The following is a 19,885-nucleotide window of genomic DNA, read 5'->3' as shown; positions in this document are numbered from 1 at the left end:
CTTACCCGCCGAGGGCCCTGCGCAGCCGTGCGTCGCGGTCTTCGGGCGTCTGCCGCGGGCAGCTGACGCACTTCGGGTTGCCGACTTCGTAGATCAGGCAGCACGACGCGCGCTTCACCGCCTGCACCCGGCCGACCGTGACGTACCGCGGCGCGGGCAGGCCGAGGCCGGTGGACGCCACGACGTCGGCTGCCAGCTGCGGCGCGGAAGCCCACAGCAGTCGGTTGGCGATGGAGTCCGTCGCGATCGCGCCCAGCGCTCGCGGCCGGGCGCCGGTGACCTCGGCGATGGTGGTGATGGCCGTGTTCAGCGCCGCGCCGAGTGCCGGTCCGAGCGGCCCGCTCAGCGCCCGTGTCGAACGGGAGCCGAGGAACCGCCCGTCGGGCCCGAGGTCCAGCTCGACGGCGTCGAGCGACGGGTCCAGCACCTCGCCACCGGCGGCGAGCGACTCCATCGTCGGCGCGACGAGCACGGACGACAGCGAGTACCACCAGATCGTGCCGATCACCTCGGGCACCGCGGAGCCGTAGAGCTTCGCGGCGCCGTCGATGCGGGCGCGCACCCAGGGCGCGTCGGCCAGCAGCGCGGCCGGTGTCACGGCTGCCTCCGCCACACGCTCACCCCGACCGCGAGCGTCACGTCCCGGCCTTCAGCGGCTTCGAGGCGTTCGCGGCGGCCGTCGCGGTCCAGGTGGAAGCCGGCGGGACCCATGGCGACCACGTCGTGCACCTGGCGCGCGGTGAACGGCGCCGTGTGCACCACGTCCACTCGCGACACCCGCGTGAACCGGTCGCCCAGCGCCGTTTCGAGCCGCTGCTCCTTGCGCTCGTCCACGGACAGCACCAGGTCGCCCAGCTCGGCGAGGTGCCCGGGCAGCGGCGCGGCCACCACGAGCACACCCCCGGGCTCGAGCACGCGGTGGAACTCCGCCGGGTTGCGCGGGGAGAACACGTCGAGCACCACGGAAGCCACGCCGTCGCCGACGGGCCAGGGCTCCCACAGGTTCCACACCACGGCGCCCAGCCGCTCGTGTGCCCGGGCGGCCCGGCGCAGCGCGACGGCGGAGACGTCGAGCGCGAGCCCGGTCGCCTCCGGCGCGGCGTCGAGTACGCGCGCGAGGTAGTAACCGGGGCCGGCGCCGGCGTCGATCACGAGGCCCGTGGCGGCGGGTGCGGCGACACGCGCGAGCTCGTCGGCGAGGGGTGCGTACGCGCCGGAATTCAGGAGCGCCGAACGCGCTTCCACCATCGGCACGGTGTCGGCGGTGCCGGCGGGGATGCGTGCGTGCAACAGGTTGACGTAACCCTGGCGGGCCAAGTCGAACGAGTGACCGTCTTCGCAACGCACCGTGCGGCCCGTTAACCCGACCGGGGCAAGGCACACCGAACACCGGAGGGCGTCCACGACCCGTCGTGGCAGTGGGTCATTTCCGGGTCCGGCCGAGGTCATGCGGCTATTCGACCATGACGTTTCGCAATCGGACACCCCACCCCGCGTGGCGGGAAACCTTCTCGTAACAAGCCCGACGGAGTAGTTCACGCCCGCGAAACCTTCGGCGCCGCCCCGTGAAACACCCGGAACCAAGACTTCCGGGTCATCTACCCAGGGCACGGGAGGACGATTGTGCTGAACGCAGGAGACACCGCGTGGGTGCTGGCCGGCGCCGCGCTGGTCATGCTCATGACACCGGGACTGGCGTTCTTCTACGGCGGCATGGTCCGCGCGAAGAGCGTCTTGAACATGCTGATGATGAACTTCATCGCGCTGGCCGTGGTGGGGGTGCTGTGGGTCCTCTTCGGCTTCTCCATGTCCTTCGGCAACGACGCTTTCGGCGGCCTGGTCGGTAACTTCGACCTCGCCGGGTTGTCGGACACCTTCGGCAAGCTGGTCGGCTTCGCCGCGGCCGCCACGGATTCCGCGCCGGCCGTTCCGTGGCCGGGCCCGGATGCCTTGCCATTGCTCGCGTTCTGCATGTTCCAGCTGATGTTCGCGATCATCACGCCGGCGTTGATCTCCGGCGCGATCGCGGATCGCGCGAAATTCTGGGGCTGGACGCTGTTCGTGGTGATCTGGGTGTCCGTCGTGTACTTCCCGGTGGCGCACTGGGTGTTCTCGTTCAACGGTTTCCTCGGTGAGAACTCCGTCGGCGGCTGGATCGCCAACAACCTCAAGGCGCTCGACTTCGCCGGTGGTACCGCGGTCCACATCAACGCCGGCGCGGCGGGCCTGGCGCTGGCGATCGTGCTCGGCAAGCGCAAGGGCTGGCCGAAGGACACGGGCCGCCCGCACAACGTGCCGTTCGTGCTGCTGGGCGCCTCGCTGCTGTGGTTCGGCTGGTACGGCTTCAACGCCGGTTCCTCGCTGGCCGCCAACGACCTCGCGGCCGTCGCGTTCACCAACACGACCGTGGCCACCGCGGCCGCCGTGCTCGGCTGGCTGCTGGTGGAGCAGCTGAAGTTCGGCAAGCCGACCACGCTGGGTGCCGCGTCCGGCGCCGTCGCGGGTCTGGTCGCGATCACCCCGGCGTGTGGGTTCGTGAGCCCGCTCGGCTCCATCGCGATCGGCGTGATCGCCGGTGTGCTGTGCGCGCTGGCCGTGTCGCTGAAGTACCGCTTCGGGTTCGACGACTCGCTTGACGTCGTGGGTGTCCACCTCGTCGGCGGCATCGTGGGCACGCTGCTCATCGGCTTCTTCGGCACCACGGCCGTCAACTCCCTCGGCGCCGACGGGCTGTTCTACGGCGGCGGCTTCACCCAGCTGGGTCGCCAAGCGGCCGCGGCGGGCGCGGTGTTCGGGTACTCGTTCGTGCTGACGGCCATCATCGGGTTCGTCATCAAGAAGGCGGGCGGCTTCCGCGTCAGCACCGAAGACGAAGTCAGCGGCATCGACGAGGCCCAGCACGCGGAGAGCGCCTACGACTTCACCGGCATGGGCGGCGGGCTCGGCCAGCCGACCACGATCCCGGTCAAGTCCGCCATCGCCCCTGCGAAGTTCGAGGAGACCAAGGCATGAAGCTCATCACCGCGATCGTGAAGCCGTTCACGCTCGACGACATCCGCTCCTCGCTGGAGCAGCTGGGTGTGCTCGGCATGACGGTGAGCGAGGTCCAGGGCTACGGCAGGCAGAAGGGTCACACCGAGGTCTACCGCGGCGCCGAGTACTCCGTGGACTTCGTGGCGAAGCTGAAGATCGAGGTCGTGACGGACGACGCGAACGTGGAGAAGGTCCTCGACGCGATCACCACCGCCGCGCACACGGGCAAGATCGGCGACGGCAAGCTGTGGGTGACGCCGGTCGAGACCGTGATCCGGGTGCGCACCGGCGAGCGCGGAGCGGATGCGCTCTAGGTGAGCACTCACGGGGGTGAACTGGTCCGGGCTCGAGAGCAGCTGCTGACGGGCCGCCACGGTCCGGCCGCGCTGCGGGCGGCTCTGGTGGACCTGTACGAATTCTGGCTCGCGAAGGGCGCTGCGGCGGCCGGCGTAGACGGCACTGCCACCGCTGGTGTCGCGCTGGTCGCCGTCGGCGGCCTGGGGCGGCGCGAGCTGGTGCCGTTCTCGGATCTGGACCTGGTGCTGGTGCACAACGGGAACCCGCGCGTCGGCGAGCTCGCCGACGCGTTGTGGTATCCGCTGTGGGACGCGAAACTCGGGCTCGACCACTCGGTGCGTACGCCGGGTGAAGCGCTGAAGGTCGCTTCGGAGGACCTGCGTACGCAACTCGGCTTGCTGGACGCCCGCCACCTCGCGGGCGACGCCGAGCTGACCTCGCGGCTCGCGTCCGCCGCACGCGACCAGTGGCGGCGCACGGCCCGCAAGCGGCTCGACGAGCTGGCCGACTCCGTGCGCACCCGGTGGCGGCGCAGCGGCGAAATCGCGCAGTCGGCGGAACCGGATCTCAAGCACGGCCGTGGCGGACTGCGGGATTTCGCGGTGCTGGAGGCCCTGGCGCTCGCGCAGCTCACCGCGCGTCCGGGTGAGGAGCTGCTGGCGGCCAAGGCGCTGCTGCTCGACGTGCGCACGGAGCTGCGCCGGGAGCTTCGCCGGGAGCGGGACATCCTGAGCGCGCCGGAAGCCGAGGTCGTGGCTTCGGAGCTCGGGCTCGCCGACCGGTTCACGTTGGCGCGCAAGCTTTCCGGTGCGGGACGGACGATCGCCTACGCCGTCGACGTCGCCCTGCGGTCCACTGTGGAGCCTTCCCGGCCGCGGTTCGGGCGACGGCCTTCGCGCACCCCGCTGGCCGAGGGCGTGGTGCTGCACGGCGACGAGGTGTCGCTCGCCCGTGACGCCGTACCCGCGAAGGACCCGGCTTTGCTGCTGCGCGTCGCCGCTGCCTCGGCGCGCACGGGCAAACCCATCGCGCACGGCACTTTGCGCACGCTGGCCGACTCCGCGCCCGAACTGCGCGCGCCGTGGCCGGACGAGGCCCGCAACGCGTTGGTGGAGCTCCTCGGCGCGGGGGAGGGCCTGGTCGACGCCGTCGAGGCCCTTGACCGGACGGGGTTGTGGGCCCGCCTGTTCCCGGAATGGGGCGCTGTGCGCGACCTGCCGCCGCGTTCGCCCGTGCACCAGTGGACGGTGGACCGGCACCTCGTGCAGACGTGCGTCGAGGCTGCTCGCCTGACCACGACCGTCGCTCGCCCCGACCTGCTCCTGATCGGCGCGCTGCTGCACGACATCGGCAAAGGCCGCGACGCCGACCACTCCGAACTGGGCGCCGACATCGCCGCGCAGGTGGCCGCGCGCCTCGGTTTGCCGTCGGCCGACGTGCAGACGGTCGCCGCGATGGTCCGCCACCACCTCCTGCTCCCGCACACCGCCACCCGCCGCGACATCGCCGACCCCGCCACCGTGTCCCGCGTCGCCAAAACCCTGGACGGCGACATCGTGCTGCTGGACCTGCTCCACGCCCTGACGCAGGCCGACTCCCTCGCCACCGGCCCGAGCGTCTGGACCGACTGGAAGGCGCGCTTGCTCGCCGACTTGGTCGCCGCCGGTGAGGAAGCCCTGCACGGCAAGGGTTTCACCGCACCGGATCCCCTGGACAGTTCACAACGCGAGCTCATGGCCGAAGCCGTCCGCTCGGGAATCGGCGAGGTCCGCATCACCGCCCACGGCAAGGTCGTCACGGTGACCCTCGCCGTCCCGTCACGCGCCGAGCTCCTCGCGCCCGCCGCGGGCGTCCTGGCGCTCAACTCGCTGGAAGTCCACGCCGCCGTCCTGCGCGACCGCGTCGGCGTCTTCACCGCCTCGCCCAAGTTCGGCTCCCTGCCCGACTCGACCCTCCTGCGCGAACAGTTCTCCCGCGCCGTCGCCGGCACCCTGCCCCTGACCCAACGCCTCGCCGCCAAGGAACGCGACTACGCCACCACCGCGTCGTCCGTCGTCGCCCCCAAGGTCCTCTGGTTCGACGACGAAACCAGCGGCCCCAACACCGTGGTTCTCGAACTGCGCGCCACCGACCGCATCGGCCTGCTCTTCCGCGTCGCCCGCGCCCTGAGCCGCTCGGGCGCCTCCGTGCACTGGGCCAAAGCCACCACCCTGGGCGGCGCCGTCGTGGACTCCTTCGCCGTCAGCCCATCCACGGGCCGCATCGACTCGCCCTGGCGCGCCCAAGTCGAGGACGCCGTGCTGACCGCCGCTTCGTAAGCGCGGGGGCGGGCTACGGTTCCCCCGTGGCCCGCCCCTTCCTCTTCCTCGACGTCGACGGTCCCCTCATCCCGTTCGGCGCTCCGGACTACCCTCTCTTTCCACCGTTGCCTGGCCCGGCCGACCACCCGCTCCTGGCGCGCCTCGACCCTGCCCACGGCGCGCGTCTCGCCGCGCTGCCGTGCGAGCTCGTCTGGGCCACGACCTGGTTCACCGACGCCAACGACGTCGTCGCCCCGCGCCTCGGCCTGCCGCCCCTGCCACTCGTCGACGAACCGGCCGACTCCGAAATCGACGGCCTGCACTGGAAAACCCAGCCGCTGGTGACCTTCGCCGCCGGCCGCCCCTTCGCTTGGGCCGACGACGAAATCTCAGCCGCCGACCGCACGTGGGTCTCCGCGCACCACCCCGCCGCCGCACTGCTGCACCGCGTCGATCCCCGCGCCGGCCTGACCGAAGCCGACTTCACCACCCTCGCAGACTGGTTCGAAAAGCTCGCCCCGACCTCCTGAACCGTCCCCGCCCGCCAACACCCCACCCACCCAGTCCGCATCCACCCTCCCCACCGCCACCCGCCTGCCCGCCCCTGGTGGCCCCAATGCGGCGTTGGTTGCGTTCAACGCACCGAACGCCGCATTGGGTGCGCTCCGCGCACCGAACGCCACATTGGGGCGCTTTGGCCCCCACCCAAGCGCACCCGCCTGCTCAACTTACGACGCATCCAGGTCGCGTCTGCCTGCGCAACCGCCGCCGACCCACCTGCGGAACCTGCACCCAGTCCCGCCCCGGCACTCCGATCCGAAGCGTCTTTGCGGGCGGCGAGCCGTGTCAAGGCATGCTTTCCCGCCTTGACAGGGGTTCACCGGCCGTCGACACAATCCAGCTTCGGGGTGCACGCCTGCCGCAACACGCCCTCGCGAGGACCGCATCACCCCACAGCCCCTCCGCAACACGCCGCGCGAGACCCGTAACCCACCGAAACACCAGAACCGTCCCCACCCGCAAACACCCCACCCACCTCCCATAACCCGGCTGACCAGCCCCACCGCCCACCCCACCCATCACACGATCGGGGTGTCGCACTAGCGAACTCGACCCCCGGTGGCAATATGGCGCGAGTCCGGAGCGGCTGTGCGGAGGGCGGGGTGTGGGGTGCTGGGGTCCGAGCAGAACCTGCCGAGGCTTTCGTTGCCGCCCACCGTGGTCGCGGCGCACCTGAGGTCGTGTGCGGAGGAGCTGGCCGGCTCGTTGCGCACCGACGGCGAAACAGCGACCCTGGGCGAGCTCGCCGAAGTCGTCACCCAGCTCGTCGCGGGCCAGCACGCGCTCGCCCACGCGCTGGCCGGCCTGGCGAGGCGCGTGGACGTGCGCAACGGGGCCTTGGCGGCCGCGCCGTCCGTGGACGTCCAGGTGGTCACCGAGGTGCTCCAGGCGGCGGCGTGCGCGGTGGGCTGTTCGGCAGAAGCGCTGGCCGAGGCCGAGCCATCGTTCGAATGTGTGAGCGAATCCGCGGGGCCCGACACCCGTTTGTAGCTGTCACGCCACACCAGGTGATCTCTAGCCTGGACACCATGCGCGCGGTGTAGCGGGGCACGATCGGATTCGGCGACTACGCCATTCCAGTGAAGGCGTACAGCGCCACGGAGGCCGTACGTGCTGCTCGCCGCCGCGCTGCCCCGGACGCGCCGCGTGGCCGTCGCGAGAGTCGCATTGCGCCGGCGTGAAACCCTTGCGGCGCTGCGGGTCCGGGACCGGACGATCGTCCTTCAACCGCTCCTGTGGCCCGACCGGATCCGTCGGCCGGACATTCCGTTCCTGCACGAGGACGTCGAGCCGCACCACGGCGAGCTGCACCACGCTGTCCGCCTCGTTCAAGGCCTCGCACCCGAGGAAAGCCCCTACACCGACGACCACCGCGCCGCCCTGGAAGCCGTCGTCCGCGCGAAGCCGGCGGGCGGCGACGTCGAACGCCCACCGAACGCGAACAGGCCGAAGGCGTCACCGGGTTGCTGAAAGCCCTCCACCGGAGGACTGTGGTGGCCACGGCCCGCGCCGCCGCCGAGAAGGCCGCGAGCGCCCGTTCCCGAGCCGGACGCGCGGCGAAGAACCGCGGCTTGAGTAGTTCTACGTAGCTCCGGTTGGGGGTCTTCACACTGCCCCGCCGGCCCGCGCCCCGGCAGACTTCTCCCCAACGCAAGGCGGAACGCGTTCGCCCGGTACTGGGGGTCTGGCGAGCGGGGGACGGGGTAGCCGCCTGGCGTGCACGCGGCGGAAGGCTCCCGGGGAGGTGAGCCCTTCCGCCAAGGTTCCGGGGCCGGCCGTGGGGAGCGGCCTCGTCCCGGAACCCCTGGGGGCGCTCAGGAATCCGCCATCCGCAGCATCAGGTCCGCGGCCATGCGCAACAGCTGTTGTTCCGTCGGGCTCAACGCGCGCTCCATCGCCGCCGCCAGCCACTGCTCGCGCGAGATCGAGTACTCCCGCAGCACCACCCGGCCGGCGTGCGTGATGTCGAGCAAGGATCGCCGCCCGTCCGACGGGTCCGCGGTCCGCGTGATCAACCCGCGAGACGTCAGCGAAGCCAGCACCCGCGTCAGCGACTGCGGATGCATCCGCTCGGCCTCTGCCAGCTCGCTCGGCGTGTGCGTGCCGGCGCGGTAGAGCCGCGACAGCACGGCCAGCACCGTCGGGCCCGGCGACGGCGTGTCCGCCTCCGAGCGCATGCGCCAGTTGAGGCGCCCGACTCCCTCCCGGACGTGGCGGGCCAGCTCGGCCAGCTCGTCGGCACGGTGGGTGTCGGCTTCGGTCTGCATGCCGCCACATTAGGCGGTTTCCCCGCGCACCAGCCGCGCGTACCGGCCGTCGAGCGCCAGCAGTTCCGCGTGTGTCCCGCGTTCCACGATCCGGCCGGCGTCGAGCACCACGATCTGGTCCGCGTTCTCCACAGTGGACAGCCGGTGGGCGATGGTCAGCGTCGTGCGGCCCGCGGCGAGGCGGTCGAGCTCCGCCTGCACCGAGCGTTCCGTGCGGTTGTCGAGCGCGCTCGTGGCCTCGTCGAGGATCAGCACGGGCGGGTTGCGCAGCAGGATCCGCGCGATCGCCATCCGCTGCTTCTCCCCGCCGGAGAACCGGTAACCGCGCTGGCCGACGACCGTGTCGTAGCCCTCGGGCAGCTTCGCGAGCGTGTCGTGGATGTGTGCGGCCTTCGCGGCCTCCTCGATCTCCGCGTCGGTGGCGTCCGGCTTGGCGAAGCGCAGGTTCTCCCGCACCGACGCGTGGAACAGGTACGTCTCCTGCGACACGAAGCCGACGCCCGCGGCCAGCGACGCGAGCGTGACGTCCCGGACGTCCGTGCCGTCGATCGCCACGCGCCCTTCCGTCACCTCGTACAGCCGTGCCACGAGGTACGCGAGCGTGGTCTTGCCCGAGCCCGTCGAGCCGACCAGCGCCGTGGTCGTGCCGGGCGCCACGTCGAGGTCGATCTCGTGCAGGGTCCACGGCCCGTCGTCGTCGTAGCGGAACGACACCGACCGCATCGACACCTCGCCTTCGCGTACGGCCAGCTCCCGCGCCCCCGGCCGGTCGTCGATCTCCACGCGCAGGTCGAGCACCTCGAAGATCCGCCCGAACAGCGCCTTCGCCGCGCCCACGCTCTGGCTCACCGTCTGCATGGCCGTGGCCGGTGCGAGCAGCCGGTTGAGCATGCTCGTGAACGCCACCACCGTGCCCAGCGAAACCGGCGCCGAGCCGCCGGCCAGCTCCAGCCCGGCGACCCAGTACACGAGCGCCGGGATGATCGTGAGGCTCATCGTCCGCGAGGCCCGTTGCCAGCGCCCGGCCAGCGCCGCGCTGCGCTCCAGGGCGGCGACCTCGCGGGACTCCGCGGCGAAGCGCTCCCGCATCTGCCGCTCGTTGCCCATGGTCTTGGCCAGCAGCACACCCGTGACGGACAGGGACTCCTCGACGATCGTCGTCAGCCGCGCCATCCGCCGGGTCCGGCCGCGAGCGAGCTTGCGCTGCTTGCCGCCCAGCCGCAGCGTGAACAGCAGGAACAACGGCACGACCACGAGCGAGAGCAGCGCCAGCTGCCAGTCCATGATCAGGATCGCGACGGCGATCGCCAGGGCCGTGGTGCCGTTCTGCACGATCGACGCCGCGGTGGTCGTGACCACGTTGTCCACGCCGCCGATGTCGTTGAACACCCTCGAGAGGATCTCGCCGGTCTTGGTGCGGGTGAAGAAGCCGAGCGACATGCGCTGCAGGTGGCCGTAGACCGACACGCGCAGCTCGTTCATCACGCGCTGCCCGATCGTGTTCGACAGGCCGGTCGTCGCCACGCCGAGCGCCCCCGAACCGAGCGACGCGGCGATCATCCCCAGCGCCAGCACGCTCACCAGCAACGCGTCGCGGTGGGGGAGCGCGTCGTCGAGGATCGCCCGCAGCAGGAACGGCGACACGACGCCGAGGCCGGCCTGCACCACCAGGAGCGCGAACAACCCGGCCATCTGCGCCCGGTGCGGCCGGAACAGCACGGCGATCCGCCTGAACGGCACTTTCTCGTCGGTGTCCGCCTCCGGTTCGGCCAGCGAAGGGCGCGGCGTCGTCACTGAAGTCATACGCAGATGTTTACCGATTCGACCGCCGCAGTCGAGCGTTTTTCTTAGCTTGACTCAAGTGTTCCGTCCAGGTTAGTACACATGTGCGTATTAACCTTCTGCCGAAGGTTCGCGCACCCGCGAGGCGGCCGAGCCCGGACCGCTACTCTGGGAGGTTGCCGGGGTCGCCCAGCGAAACCCGGTACGCGAACGACGACCCAGCTGGAGCGTGCACACCCGTGTTCGACACCCTCTCCGATCGGCTCACCGCCGCCCTGCAGACGCTGTCTCGCAAGGGCCGGCTGTCCGACGCCGACATCGACGCCACCGCACGCGAGATCCGCATCGCGCTGCTGGAGGCCGACGTCGCGCTGCCGGTGGTCAAGGAGTTCATCGCCAGGATCAAGGACCGGGCGAAGGGCGCCGAGGTCTCACAGGCGCTCAACCCCGCGCAGCAGGTCATCAAGATCGTCAACGAGGAGCTCGTGGGCATCCTCGGCGGCGAGACGCGCCGGCTGAACCTCGCGAAGAACCCGCCGTCGGTGATCATGCTGGCCGGTCTGCAGGGTGCCGGTAAGACGACACTCGCCGGCAAGCTCGCGATGTGGCTGAAGAAGCAGGGCCACGCGCCGATGCTGGTGGCCTGTGACCTCCAGCGCCCGAACGCCGTCACGCAGCTGCAGGTCGTCGGCGAGCGCGCCGGTGTCGTCACCTTCGCGCCGGAGCCCGGCAACGGCGTCGGCGACCCGGTGGACGTCGCCCGCCGCGCCATCGAAGAGGCCAAGCACGCGCAGCACGACATCGTGGTGGTCGACACCGCGGGCCGCCTGGGTGTCGACGAAGAGCTGATGAAGCAGGCCGCGGACATCCGCGACGCCGTGCAGCCCGACGAGATCCTGTTCGTCGTCGACGCCATGATCGGCCAGGACGCCGTGACCACGGCCCAGGCGTTCCGCGACGGCGTCGGCTTCACCGGCGTGGTGCTCACGAAGCTCGACGGCGACGCCCGTGGTGGTGCCGCCCTCTCCGTGCGCGAGGTCACCGGCCAGCCGATCCTCTTCGCGTCCAACGGCGAGAAGCTCGAGGACTTCGACACCTTCCACCCCGACCGGATGGCCTCGCGCATCCTCGGGATGGGCGACGTGCTCACCCTCATCGAGCAGGCCGAGCAGCACTTCGACCAGGACCAGGCCGAGAAGGCCGCGGCGAAGCTGACCAGCGGCCAGCTGACGCTGGAGGACTTCCTGGAGCAGATGCTCGCGGTCCGCAAGATGGGCCCGATCGGCAACCTGCTCGGGATGCTGCCGGGCGCGGGCCAGATGAAGGACCAGCTCGCGCAGGTCGACGACAAGCACCTCGACAAGCTGCAGGCGATCATCCGGGGTATGACACCGGCGGAGCGCGACGACCCGAAGATGATCAACGGCTCGCGCCGGCTGCGCATCGCCAACGGCTCCGGCGTCACCGTCCGCGAGGTCAACGACCTGGTCAACCGCTTCTTCGAAGCTCGCAAGATGATGGCCCAGATGGCCGGCCGCTTCGGTTTCGGCGGTGGTGGCGGCGGCAGCAAAACGCGCAAGGGCAAGAAGGGGAAGAAGGGCAAGGGGCGCGGCCCCACACAGCCCAAGGTCCGCGGCGGCTTCCCCGGCGGCATGCCGATGCTGCCCCCGGGTGGCATGCCCTCTTCTGGTGGCATGCCCGACCTGTCGCAGCTCGGCGGCATGAACGACGTGCCGGGCTTCGACCCGACGAAGTTCAAGCTGCCGAAGGACCCCAAGAACAATTGAGCGCGGCACAATTGAGCTCGGCACAGTCGAGCGCCCTGCACCTCTCCGGCACCGTCCTGCCCGACGGCTCGCCGCGTGAGCTCTGGATCACCGGCGGGCGCATCTCGTTCGAGCCCGTCCCCGGCGCGGAAACGCTCGCGACCGGCGGGTTCCTGGTGCCCGGCCTCGTCGACGCGCACTGCCACCCTGGCCTCGGCCCGCACGGTGCGGTGCCGGTCGAGGAGGCCGCCGAGCAGGCGGCGACCGACCGTGACGCGGGCACGCTGCTGATCCGCGACTGCGGCCTGCCGCTCGATGTGCGACCGCTGCAGGCGCGCGCCGACCTGCCCACGATCATCCGCTGCGGTCGCCACCTGGCCCTGCCGAAGCGCTACGTCCCCGGCTTCGCCATCGAGCTGGACGATGTCGCCCTGCTGCCCGAGGCCGTCGCGGAACAAGCGCGGGACGGCGACGGCTGGGTGAAGCTGGTGGGCGACTGGATCGACCGCGGCGAGGGCGACCTCGCGCCGCTGTGGCCCGACGCCGTGCTGGCCGAGGCCGTCGGCGTCGCGCACGACCTCGGCGCGCGTGTGACCGCTCACGTCTTCGGCGAAGCCGCCCTGCCGGGGCTCATCGACGCGGGCATCGACTGCCTCGAGCACGGCACCGCGCTGAACCCGGACCAGCTGGCCGAGCTCGCGCGCCGCGACGTGGCGCTCGTGCCCACGCTGATCAACATCGAGAACTTCCCCGGCATCGCCGACCAGGCCACGAAGTACCCCACGTACGCGGCCCACATGCGGGCCCTGCACGCGGGCGTCGCCGACATGGTCTCCTCGGCCGTCGAGGCGGGCGTGCGCGTGTTCGCGGGTACCGACGCCGGTGGCATGGTCGCCCACGGCCTCATCGCCGACGAGGTCGAAGCGCTGCACCGGGCCGGTATGACGCGCGAGCAGGCGCTGGCGAGCGCGTCCTGGGCCGCCCGCGAATGGCTCGGCCACCCCGGCATCGAAGACGGCGCTCCGGCCGACCTGATCGTGTACCCGGCCGACCCGCGGAAGGACCTCGCGGTGCTGCGCCACCCGTCGCACATCGTCCTGCGTGGCACAGTTTTCGGCTGAAAACACGTTCTTCGCCGGTGATCGCCCGAGTACTGTGCGAAGTCTCCTCGGCGGTTAGGCTCGACCGGTGAGCCGAGCGATCACCGGAGGGCGGGCGTGACCACTTCCCAGCCCCGGGAACCGATTCCGGGTGCCACGCCGATCCGTCCGGAGGACCTGGTGAGCGCCCCGCGCGAGTTCCCGCCGCACCGGTGGGGCTTCGGGGCGTTCCTGCTCGTGGAGGCCGTGCTGATCGCGTCGGCCGCGTTCGTGAGCGCGTTGCTGGGTGATCCGCCGGCCGGGCAGCCGCTGCCGATCCGCACGGTGCTGCTGGGCACGATGCTGCCCGCGATGATCGCCGCGGGCGTCGCGCTGCTCGCCACAGTCGTGCGCGGCAACGGGCCCAAGGTCGACCTGCGCCTGCAGTGGCGCTGGTCCGACGTGAAGATCGGCTTCAAGTTCGGCCTGCTCGGGCTGGTGCTCACGTCGCTGAGCGCCTGGGCGTGGACCGAGATCGTGGGCTCGGCCGACGCGACCTCGGCGATCAGCGCGCTGGTGGACGACCGGAAGATGTCGGTGTCGGCGGCGATCGTGACGTTCGTCTACCTCTGGCTGCTCGGGCCGATCTGCGAGGAGATCATCTACCGCGGCCTGCTCTGGGGCGCGGTCGAACGGCTGCAGTGGCGCAGCGAACGGTGGGGTCGCCTGGCGGCTTTCCTGCTGTCCACGGCCGTGTTCGCCGCCAGCCACCTCGAACCGCTGCGGACCACGCTCCTGCTGGTCATCGCCGTGCCGATCGGCCTCGCGCGCTTCGCCACGGGCCGGCTGCCGGGCAGTGTGGTGGCGCACTCGATGAACAACTTCCTGCCCTCGGTCGCGATCCTGCTGAGCGCGCTCGGCGTCGCGTAGGTCCGAGCCGCTGTTGCGAGGCCCTGCGCAGGCACTTCGAGCCATCTGGCAGAATGTTCGCTTGCCCGCTTCCGTCCGGACCCTCTCACCGTTCGGGAGCTCCTGACCTTCGGGTGCCCGTGATCGTGTCCCCACGCGGTCGACGTACGCCCACCCTGCACCAGAGAGCACTGAGGAGTACCCACACCCGTGGCCGTCAAGATCAAGCTGCAGCGCCTCGGCAAGATCCGTGCGCCGTACTACCGCATCATCGTCGCCGACGCGCGCACCCGCCGGGACGGCAAAGCCATCGAGACGATCGGCAAGTACCACCCGAAGGAAGAGCCGAGCCTGATCGAGGTCGACACCGACCGCGCCCAGCACTGGCTGTCCGTCGGTGCCCAGCCGACCGAGCCGGTCCAGCGCATCCTCGAGATCACCGGCGACTGGCAGAAGTTCAAGGGCCTGCCGGGCGCCGAGGGCACCCTGAAGGTGGCCGAGCCGAAGCCGTCCAAGCAGGACCTGTTCAACGCGGCGCTGGCCGCGGCCGGCGAGGAGCCCTCCGCCGAGGCCACCACGCCGAAGAAGAAGTCCGCCCCCAAGAAGGCCGAGGCCGAGAAGGCCGAAGCCGCTGAGGGCGAGAAGTCCGAGTGAGTTTTCTCGCTGACTCCCTCGAGCACCTGGTGCGCGGGATCGTCGACAACCCGGACGAGGTCCGGGTCGAGCTGCTGACCACGCGCCGTGGCCGCACGCTCGAGGTGCACGTGCACCCCGACGACCTCGGCAAGGTGATCGGCCGGGGCGGTCGCACGGCGACTGCCCTGCGCACCGTGATGGGCGGCATCGGTGGCCGCGGCGTCCGTGTGGACGTCGTCGACACCGATCGCTGAGCCTCTTCGGAAACGGTCAGGATGGACGTCGTAGTCGGCCGCATCGCCAAGGCGCACGGCATCCGCGGGGAACTCGCGGTGGACGTGCGCACGGATTCGCCCGAAGAGCGGTTCGCCGTCGGTGCGGTCGTCAAGACGCAGCTGCGTGACGGCAGCAAGAGGGATCTCACCATCGCAGCCGCCCGCGACCACAGCGGGCGGCTGCTGGTGCGTTTCGAGCAGGTCCTCACGCGCGACGTCGCGGAGACCCTGCGCGGCGCGTTGCTGCTCATCGACACCGCCGCACTCCCGCCGACGGGCGACCCCGACGAGTTCTACGACCACGAGCTGGCCGGCCTCAGCGCCGAGCTGGCCGACGGCACGGTCGTGGGCAAGGTCGTCGAGGTCGTCCACTCGCCGGCGGGCGAGCTGCTGGAGCTCGATGTGGCCGGGCGCGAGGTGCTCGTGCCGTTCGTGCGCGCGATCGTCCCGACGGTCGACGTCGCGGGCGGGCGCGTGGTGCTGGACCCGCCCGAAGGCCTGCTGGACGAGGCCTAGATGCGCATCGACGTCGTCACGATCTTCCCGGAGTACCTCGACCCGCTGCGCGCCGCGCTGCTGGGCCGGGCGATCGACCGCGGCCTCATCGAGATCGGCGTGCACGACCTGCGCGAGTGGACCCACGACGTCCACCGCGCGGTCGACGACGCCCCGTATGGCGGTGGCCCCGGCATGGTCATGAAGCCCCAGATCTGGGGCCCGGCGCTCGACGAGGTCTGCGGGCCGGAGACCCGGCTCGTGGTCCCGACGCCGGCGGGCAAGCCGTTCACGCAGGAGCTGGCGCACGCGTACGCCGAGGAGAAGCACCTGGTCTTCGCCTGCGGCCGCTACGAGGGCATCGACCAGCGCGTGGTCGACGACGCCGCGCGCCGCATGCCCGTGGACGAGGTGTCGATCGGCGACTACGTGCTGGTCGGCGGCGAGGCCGCGGTGCTGGTGATCGTGGAGGCCGTGGTCCGGCTGCTGCCGGGCGTGCTCGGCAACGCGCGGTCGGCGGCCGAGGACTCGTTCTCCGACGGGCTGCTCGAAGGCCCCAGCTACACCCGCCCGGAAGTGTGGCGTGACCTGGCGGTGCCGGACGTGCTGCGCTCCGGGAACCACGCGCTCGTGGAGCGCTGGCGGCGCGACCAAGCGCTGGCACGCACGGCCCTGCGACGCCCGGATCTCCTGGCCCGGTTGCCGGAGGGTAGTCTGAACAGCCGAGATCACGAGGTACTCGACCGGCTCGGCGAGAACCTCGGCTAGACCCCACGCGAAGCGAGCACCAGCGCCTCTGCCATAATCGACAGGTTGGCGTGAGTGGACCGCCTCGTTCACGAGCCCGCCATCAAGCCCCCGGTGTGGTCGCAGCAGCGCTGTTGCGCGCCCGGGGAGAAGTACCCGAGTTACACGAATCGACGAGGACGGACCACCGATGAACACCCTGGACGCGCTGGACGCGCATTCCCTGCGTTCCGACATCCCGGACTTCCGCCCGGGCGACACGCTCAAGGTCCACGTCCGCGTCATCGAGGGCAACCGCGAGCGCAACCAGGTCTTCCAGGGCGTCGTGATCCGTCGCCAAGGCGGCGGCGTCCGTGAGACCTTCACCGTGCGCAAGGTTTCGTTCGGCGTGGGCGTCGAGCGCACCTTCCCGGTGCACTCGCCGAACCTGGCCGAGGTCGAGGTCTTCAAGCGCGGCGACGTGCGACGCGCGAAGCTCTACTACCTGCGCGACCTTCGCGGCAAGAAGGCGAAGATCAAGGAGCGCCGCGAGAACCGCGAGACCACCTCTGCTTCCTGAGTGCCCACGCGGCACCCGGTAGCCTGGCGACGTGGTCGACCCCGTGCCCCAAAGCGCCGCTGAGGACGACCCCGACGACTCGGAGCAGTCTCATTCCGAGGATCGTCGGGGGTCTCACCGGCGGGGCAAGCCTCAGAAGAAGCGGTCGTTCTGGAAGGAACTGCCGATCCTGATCGCGATCGCCCTGGTGCTCACGATCCTGATCCAGGCCTTCCTGGCGAAGGTCTTCATGATCCCCTCGGGATCCATGGAGGCCACGCTTCACGGCTGCCCCGGCTGCACGGGCGACCGGATTCTGGTCGACCGCGTCACCTACGACTTCACGGACCCCTCGCCGGGTGACGTGGTCGTGTTCAAGGGTCCGCCCGCGTGGACCGAGAACGAGATCGCGCCGCAGGAATCCGGCAACATCATCGTCCGCGGCCTGCGGGGTCTCGGCTCGTTGGTGGGCTTTGCCCCGCCGGACGAGCGCGACTTCGTGAAGCGCGTGATCGCCGTCGGCGGCCAGACCGTGCAGTGCTGCGATCCGCAGAACCGCGTGATCGTCGACGGCAAGGCGCTCGACGAGCCGTACATCCACTGGGAGAACCCCGACCACGCGATGCAGGACTCGTTCGCGCCGGTCAAGGTGCCGCAGGGCACCCTGTGGGTGATGGGCGACAACCGCAACAACTCCGAAGACTCGCGTTACCAGGGCGGGGGCGGTGCCAACGGCGCCGTGCCCGTGGACGACGTGATCGGCAAGGCCCGGATCATCGTCTTCCCGCCGGGCCGCTGGGGCGGGGTCTCGGACCACGATCCGCAGGCCGATGCCCAGCCGGTGGCACTCGGTGCCCCGGCGTGGCAGGACGGCCTGCCGCTCGGTCTCGGGTTCGCCGCCGCCGTGCCCACACTGTTCGTCGGCCGGCGGGTGAAGGCGGGCCTGGGCAAGGCGAGACGTTAGGGTGCTCCACCCGAGAAGGTCCGTCAGACGGGTATTGCAGCTGTGACCGTTCCCGCTCCCCGAATCCCGGCCGAACCCCTCCGGCCGCCGCGCGCCGTCGTGCGTGGCGAGCTGTTCTGGGGTCTGCAGGGTGCTCTCGAACGCCGTGGCCTGGGGCCGGTCGCCGGGGTGGACGAGGCCGGCGCCGGTGCGTGCGCGGGCCCGCTCGTGGTGGCCTCCTGCGTGCTGCGCCCGGGCGACGGCGCGCGGCTGCCGGAGCTCACCGACTCGAAGCTGCTCACCTCGAAGGCCCGTGACCGCGTCTACGACCTGGTCCTCAAGCGCGCTCTCGACTACGCGGTGATCGTGATCCCGTCCGAACAGGTCGACCTGCTCGGCATCCGGGTGATGAACCTCGAGGGGATGCGGCGCGCGGTCGCCGCTCTGCGCGACCATCCCGGGTATGTGCTCACCGACGGTTTCCCGGTGCCGGGCATCCCGGCGCCCAACGTCGCGGTCATCAAGGGCGACCGCAGCGTCGCGAGCATCGCCGCGGCGTCGGTCCTCGCGAAGGTGACGCGCGACCGCATCATGGCCGGCCTGCACGACGAGCTCCCGCACTACGGCTTCGACGTGCACAAGGGCTACAGCACCACCGACCACCTGCGCGCTCTCACCGAGCACGGCCCGAGCCCAGCGCACCGCTGGTCCTACACGAATGTGGCCACGGTGGCCCTCGCACACGGACTCACCCCACCGCACCCGGTCGTGCTCACCTACGCTGCTCTGGAGAGCGCGGCTTCGGAAGCCGCCACAGAGGAGAATGGTTCTCGGGAAAACCCGAGCGCGCCGGTCCGTGCCCTGGCCCGCTCGGTGGGTAAGAATGAACGCTCCGCCGCCGGAGCAGCAAGACGAACGCGAGGAGGGGCGCGGATTTCATGAGCGCAGAGGATCTCGAGAAGTACGAGACCGAGATGGAGCTCTCGCTGTACCGCGAGTACCGCGACATCGTCGGCCAGTTCTCGTACGTGGTGGAGACCGAGCGGCGGTTCTACCTGGCCAACGCAGTCGACGTACAGGTACGCGACGGCGGCGGCGAGGTGTACTTCGAGGTCCGCATGTCGGACGCGTGGGTCTGGGACATGTACCGCCCCGCCCGCTTCGTGAAGCACGTCCGCGTCATCACGTTCAAGGACGTCAACGTGGAGGAACTCGACAAACCCGACCTGCGCCTCCCTGAGGACGGCCCCTTCTCGGGCTGAGGTCCCTCTCGGTTTCACCGGCCACCCGGGCTTGCGCCTGGGTGGCCGTTTTGTGTCGCCTTGGTCAGCCATCCCTGCGGGATCGCTGATTTCGGATTGGCTACCAGCTGGGCGACTATGTGCACGTGGGCTGCGGGCGACCATCTCGATGTTTCGAAGCCCGGCGTCTCGGCGTTTGGTGTGGCAAGCCCGCTTCGCCACCCTGCTGGTATCGGCCCAGTCGATTCCTTGCGTCGCGAGCGGCTCTGTTGCCCGATGAAAATGTCGATGCCTGGCGCTAGCAGTCGGCACCGACATTTTCACGCCACCCGCCACCTCGCTTGCCTCGTTTATCCACAACCCCCCAGTTGTCCACAACTTGGCTTTTCGGTGCTGGTGCCCTCCTCGTCACTCTGCGACGGTTGATCGCACACGCACCGTGACAGCCGGCAAAGGCCCGGCGACGGCGCGGCGAGGGGGAGCGATGAACGACGGCCCGGACCCGGGTGCCCAGTGGCGCCGCGCGTTCGGCCGCTGGGGCGAAGACCTGGCGGCCCGGCACCTGCAGAACGCGGGCCTGGTGGTGCTCAGCCGCAACTGGCTCTGCCGCGAAGGCGAACTGGACCTCGTGCTGGCCGACGGCGACAAGGTCGTCTTTTGCGAGGTCAAAACCCGCGCCACCAACGCCTACGGCACCCCCGCGGAATCCGTGACGGCCGAAAAGATCACCCGCGTCCACCGCGCCGCCCAACGCTGGCTGCGCGCCCACCGCGTCGGCTGGTGCCGCACCCGCTACGACGTTGTGACCGTCTTCGCCCCCGCCGGGGCCCACCCGCAAGTCCACCACATCGCGGGAGCCTTCTGATGCCCAGTTTCGCTCTTTGCGCTCCATCTCTGCCACGCCGCCCCGATCAGCCCGCATTGCTTGCGTCGCTCGATGTCCGGCGCCGAGCTCGGCGACGTTACCCAGGCAACCGTCTCGGAGGCGGCTTGATGCCCATCAACACCGCCCACCG

Annotated in this window: 22 protein-coding genes; 18 read left to right on the top strand and 4 right to left on the bottom strand. The window is 70.7% G+C overall.

What is annotated here, in order from left to right:
* Window position 1: 1 nt before the first annotated feature.
* Both QRX50_RS47000 and QRX50_RS46995 read right to left on the bottom strand, forming a co-directional pair.
* Window positions 2-613 (bottom strand): (2Fe-2S)-binding protein, encoded by a 612-nt coding sequence (locus QRX50_RS47000; RefSeq protein ID WP_285969506.1) that lies wholly within the window; start codon window positions 611-613, stop codon window positions 2-4.
* On the bottom strand, window positions 595-1,449 hold the full coding sequence (locus QRX50_RS46995) for a putative RNA methyltransferase (RefSeq protein WP_285969505.1): 855 nt from the start codon (window positions 1,447-1,449) through the stop codon (window positions 595-597). The genes QRX50_RS47000 and QRX50_RS46995 overlap by 19 nt, the downstream gene beginning before the upstream one ends.
* Window positions 1,450-1,623: 174 nt before the next feature.
* On the opposite strand from QRX50_RS46995, the gene QRX50_RS46990 reads away from it, so the two are divergent.
* From QRX50_RS46990 to QRX50_RS46965, 6 genes are all read left to right on the top strand, one after another.
* On the top strand, window positions 1,624-3,012 hold the full coding sequence (locus QRX50_RS46990; RefSeq protein ID WP_285969504.1) for an ammonium transporter: 1,389 nt from the start codon (window positions 1,624-1,626) through the stop codon (window positions 3,010-3,012).
* Window positions 3,009-3,347, top strand: a complete 339-nt coding sequence (locus QRX50_RS46985; RefSeq protein ID WP_285969503.1) for a P-II family nitrogen regulator — start codon at window positions 3,009-3,011, stop codon at window positions 3,345-3,347. The genes QRX50_RS46990 and QRX50_RS46985 overlap by 4 nt, the downstream gene beginning before the upstream one ends.
* Window positions 3,348-5,648 (top strand): [protein-PII] uridylyltransferase, encoded by a 2,301-nt coding sequence (locus QRX50_RS46980; RefSeq protein ID WP_285969502.1) that lies wholly within the window; start codon window positions 3,348-3,350, stop codon window positions 5,646-5,648. It begins immediately after the preceding gene.
* Between the two features lie 26 nt (window positions 5,649-5,674).
* Entirely contained in the window at window positions 5,675-6,160 is a 486-nt protein-coding gene (locus QRX50_RS46975; protein ID WP_285969501.1) for an HAD domain-containing protein, read from the top strand.
* Between the two features lie 640 nt (window positions 6,161-6,800).
* On the top strand, window positions 6,801-7,181 hold the full coding sequence (locus QRX50_RS46970; protein ID WP_285969500.1) for a hypothetical protein: 381 nt from the start codon (window positions 6,801-6,803) through the stop codon (window positions 7,179-7,181).
* 120 nt (window positions 7,182-7,301) lie between these two features.
* Window positions 7,302-7,661: a Ku protein gene (locus tag QRX50_RS46965; RefSeq protein WP_285969499.1), complete on the top strand. Its 360-nt coding sequence runs from the start codon at window positions 7,302-7,304 to the stop codon at window positions 7,659-7,661.
* Between the two features lie 344 nt (window positions 7,662-8,005).
* Here QRX50_RS46965 and QRX50_RS46960 read toward each other — a convergent pair whose 3' ends face one another.
* Together QRX50_RS46960 and QRX50_RS46955 are read right to left on the bottom strand one after the other, a co-directional pair.
* The gene (locus QRX50_RS46960; protein WP_285969498.1) at window positions 8,006-8,458 is read right to left on the bottom strand and encodes a MarR family winged helix-turn-helix transcriptional regulator; all 453 of its coding nucleotides are present in this window, start codon (window positions 8,456-8,458) and stop codon (window positions 8,006-8,008) included.
* Window positions 8,459-8,467: 9 nt separating this feature from the next.
* Window positions 8,468-10,261: an ABC transporter ATP-binding protein gene (locus tag QRX50_RS46955; protein WP_285969497.1), complete on the bottom strand. Its 1,794-nt coding sequence runs from the start codon at window positions 10,259-10,261 to the stop codon at window positions 8,468-8,470.
* A 218-nt stretch (window positions 10,262-10,479) separates the two neighbouring features.
* Here QRX50_RS46955 and ffh point away from each other — a divergent pair, with 218 nt between their 5' ends.
* The 12 genes from ffh to QRX50_RS46895 all read left to right on the top strand — a co-directional run bounded on the left by ffh (window position 10,480) and on the right by QRX50_RS46895 (window position 19,734).
* Window positions 10,480-12,027 (top strand): signal recognition particle protein, encoded by a 1,548-nt coding sequence (gene ffh / locus QRX50_RS46950; protein WP_285969496.1) that lies wholly within the window; start codon window positions 10,480-10,482, stop codon window positions 12,025-12,027.
* Window positions 12,024-13,127, top strand: coding sequence for an amidohydrolase family protein (locus QRX50_RS46945; protein ID WP_285969495.1), 1,104 nt, complete (start codon window positions 12,024-12,026; stop codon window positions 13,125-13,127). The genes ffh and QRX50_RS46945 overlap by 4 nt, the downstream gene beginning before the upstream one ends.
* A gap of 96 nt (window positions 13,128-13,223) precedes the next feature.
* Window positions 13,224-14,015, top strand: a complete 792-nt coding sequence (locus tag QRX50_RS46940) for a CPBP family intramembrane glutamic endopeptidase (protein WP_285969494.1) — start codon at window positions 13,224-13,226, stop codon at window positions 14,013-14,015.
* A gap of 189 nt (window positions 14,016-14,204) precedes the next feature.
* Window positions 14,205-14,648 carry a 30S ribosomal protein S16 gene (gene rpsP / locus QRX50_RS46935; RefSeq protein ID WP_285969493.1) on the top strand — a complete coding sequence of 148 codons (444 nt, stop codon included), beginning with the start codon at window positions 14,205-14,207 and terminating at the stop codon, window positions 14,646-14,648.
* Complete coding sequence (locus QRX50_RS46930) at window positions 14,645-14,884, top strand: RNA-binding protein (RefSeq protein WP_003103110.1); 240 nt, start codon at window positions 14,645-14,647, stop codon at window positions 14,882-14,884. The genes rpsP and QRX50_RS46930 overlap by 4 nt, the downstream gene beginning before the upstream one ends.
* A gap of 21 nt (window positions 14,885-14,905) precedes the next feature.
* Complete coding sequence (gene rimM, locus QRX50_RS46925; protein WP_285969492.1) at window positions 14,906-15,421, top strand: ribosome maturation factor RimM; 516 nt, start codon at window positions 14,906-14,908, stop codon at window positions 15,419-15,421.
* Entirely contained in the window at window positions 15,422-16,168 is a 747-nt protein-coding gene (gene trmD / locus QRX50_RS46920) for a tRNA (guanosine(37)-N1)-methyltransferase TrmD (protein ID WP_285969491.1), read from the top strand.
* Window positions 16,169-16,337: 169 nt separating this feature from the next.
* Complete coding sequence (rplS, locus tag QRX50_RS46915) at window positions 16,338-16,706, top strand: 50S ribosomal protein L19 (RefSeq protein WP_220237803.1); 369 nt, start codon at window positions 16,338-16,340, stop codon at window positions 16,704-16,706.
* 31 nt (window positions 16,707-16,737) lie between these two features.
* A complete protein-coding gene (gene lepB / locus QRX50_RS46910) occupies window positions 16,738-17,649 on the top strand; it encodes a signal peptidase I (RefSeq protein ID WP_285969490.1) in 912 nt (303 codons plus the stop codon).
* 42 nt (window positions 17,650-17,691) lie between these two features.
* A complete protein-coding gene (locus QRX50_RS46905) occupies window positions 17,692-18,570 on the top strand; it encodes a ribonuclease HII (RefSeq protein WP_285969489.1) in 879 nt (292 codons plus the stop codon).
* Window positions 18,567-18,890 (top strand): DUF2469 domain-containing protein, encoded by a 324-nt coding sequence (locus QRX50_RS46900; RefSeq protein ID WP_003096226.1) that lies wholly within the window; start codon window positions 18,567-18,569, stop codon window positions 18,888-18,890. The genes QRX50_RS46905 and QRX50_RS46900 overlap by 4 nt, the downstream gene beginning before the upstream one ends.
* 463 nt (window positions 18,891-19,353) lie before the next feature.
* The gene (locus QRX50_RS46895; RefSeq protein ID WP_285969488.1) at window positions 19,354-19,734 is read left to right on the top strand and encodes a YraN family protein; all 381 of its coding nucleotides are present in this window, start codon (window positions 19,354-19,356) and stop codon (window positions 19,732-19,734) included.
* The last annotated feature ends 151 nt before the right edge of the window (window positions 19,735-19,885 follow it).

It is taken from the genome of Amycolatopsis sp. 2-15 (assembly GCF_030285625.1).
Classification (GTDB): Bacteria; Actinomycetota; Actinomycetes; order Mycobacteriales; family Pseudonocardiaceae; genus Amycolatopsis; species Amycolatopsis carbonis.
Note: the sequence above shows the minus strand (reverse complement) of the source record. Positions and strands in the feature narration are given on the sequence as shown.

What these genes read in the sequence shown, in the direction of transcription:
- rplS (WP_220237803.1), top strand. Translation starts at nt 16,338, where the DNA reads ATGAACACCCTGGACGCGCTGGACGCGCATTCCCTGCGTTCCGACATC.
- QRX50_RS46995 (WP_285969505.1), bottom strand. Translation starts at nt 1,449, where the DNA reads ATGACCTCGGCCGGACCCGGAAATGACCCACTGCCACGACGGGTCGTG.
- QRX50_RS46955 (WP_285969497.1), bottom strand. Translation starts at nt 10,261, where the DNA reads ATGACTTCAGTGACGACGCCGCGCCCTTCGCTGGCCGAACCGGAGGCG.
- QRX50_RS46900 (WP_003096226.1), top strand. Translation starts at nt 18,567, where the DNA reads ATGAGCGCAGAGGATCTCGAGAAGTACGAGACCGAGATGGAGCTCTCG.
- trmD (WP_285969491.1), top strand. Translation starts at nt 15,422, where the DNA reads ATGCGCATCGACGTCGTCACGATCTTCCCGGAGTACCTCGACCCGCTG.
- QRX50_RS46985 (WP_285969503.1), top strand. Translation starts at nt 3,009, where the DNA reads ATGAAGCTCATCACCGCGATCGTGAAGCCGTTCACGCTCGACGACATC.
- QRX50_RS46960 (WP_285969498.1), bottom strand. Translation starts at nt 8,458, where the DNA reads ATGCAGACCGAAGCCGACACCCACCGTGCCGACGAGCTGGCCGAGCTG.
- QRX50_RS46895 (WP_285969488.1), top strand. Translation starts at nt 19,354, where the DNA reads ATGAACGACGGCCCGGACCCGGGTGCCCAGTGGCGCCGCGCGTTCGGC.
- rimM (WP_285969492.1), top strand. Translation starts at nt 14,906, where the DNA reads ATGGACGTCGTAGTCGGCCGCATCGCCAAGGCGCACGGCATCCGCGGG.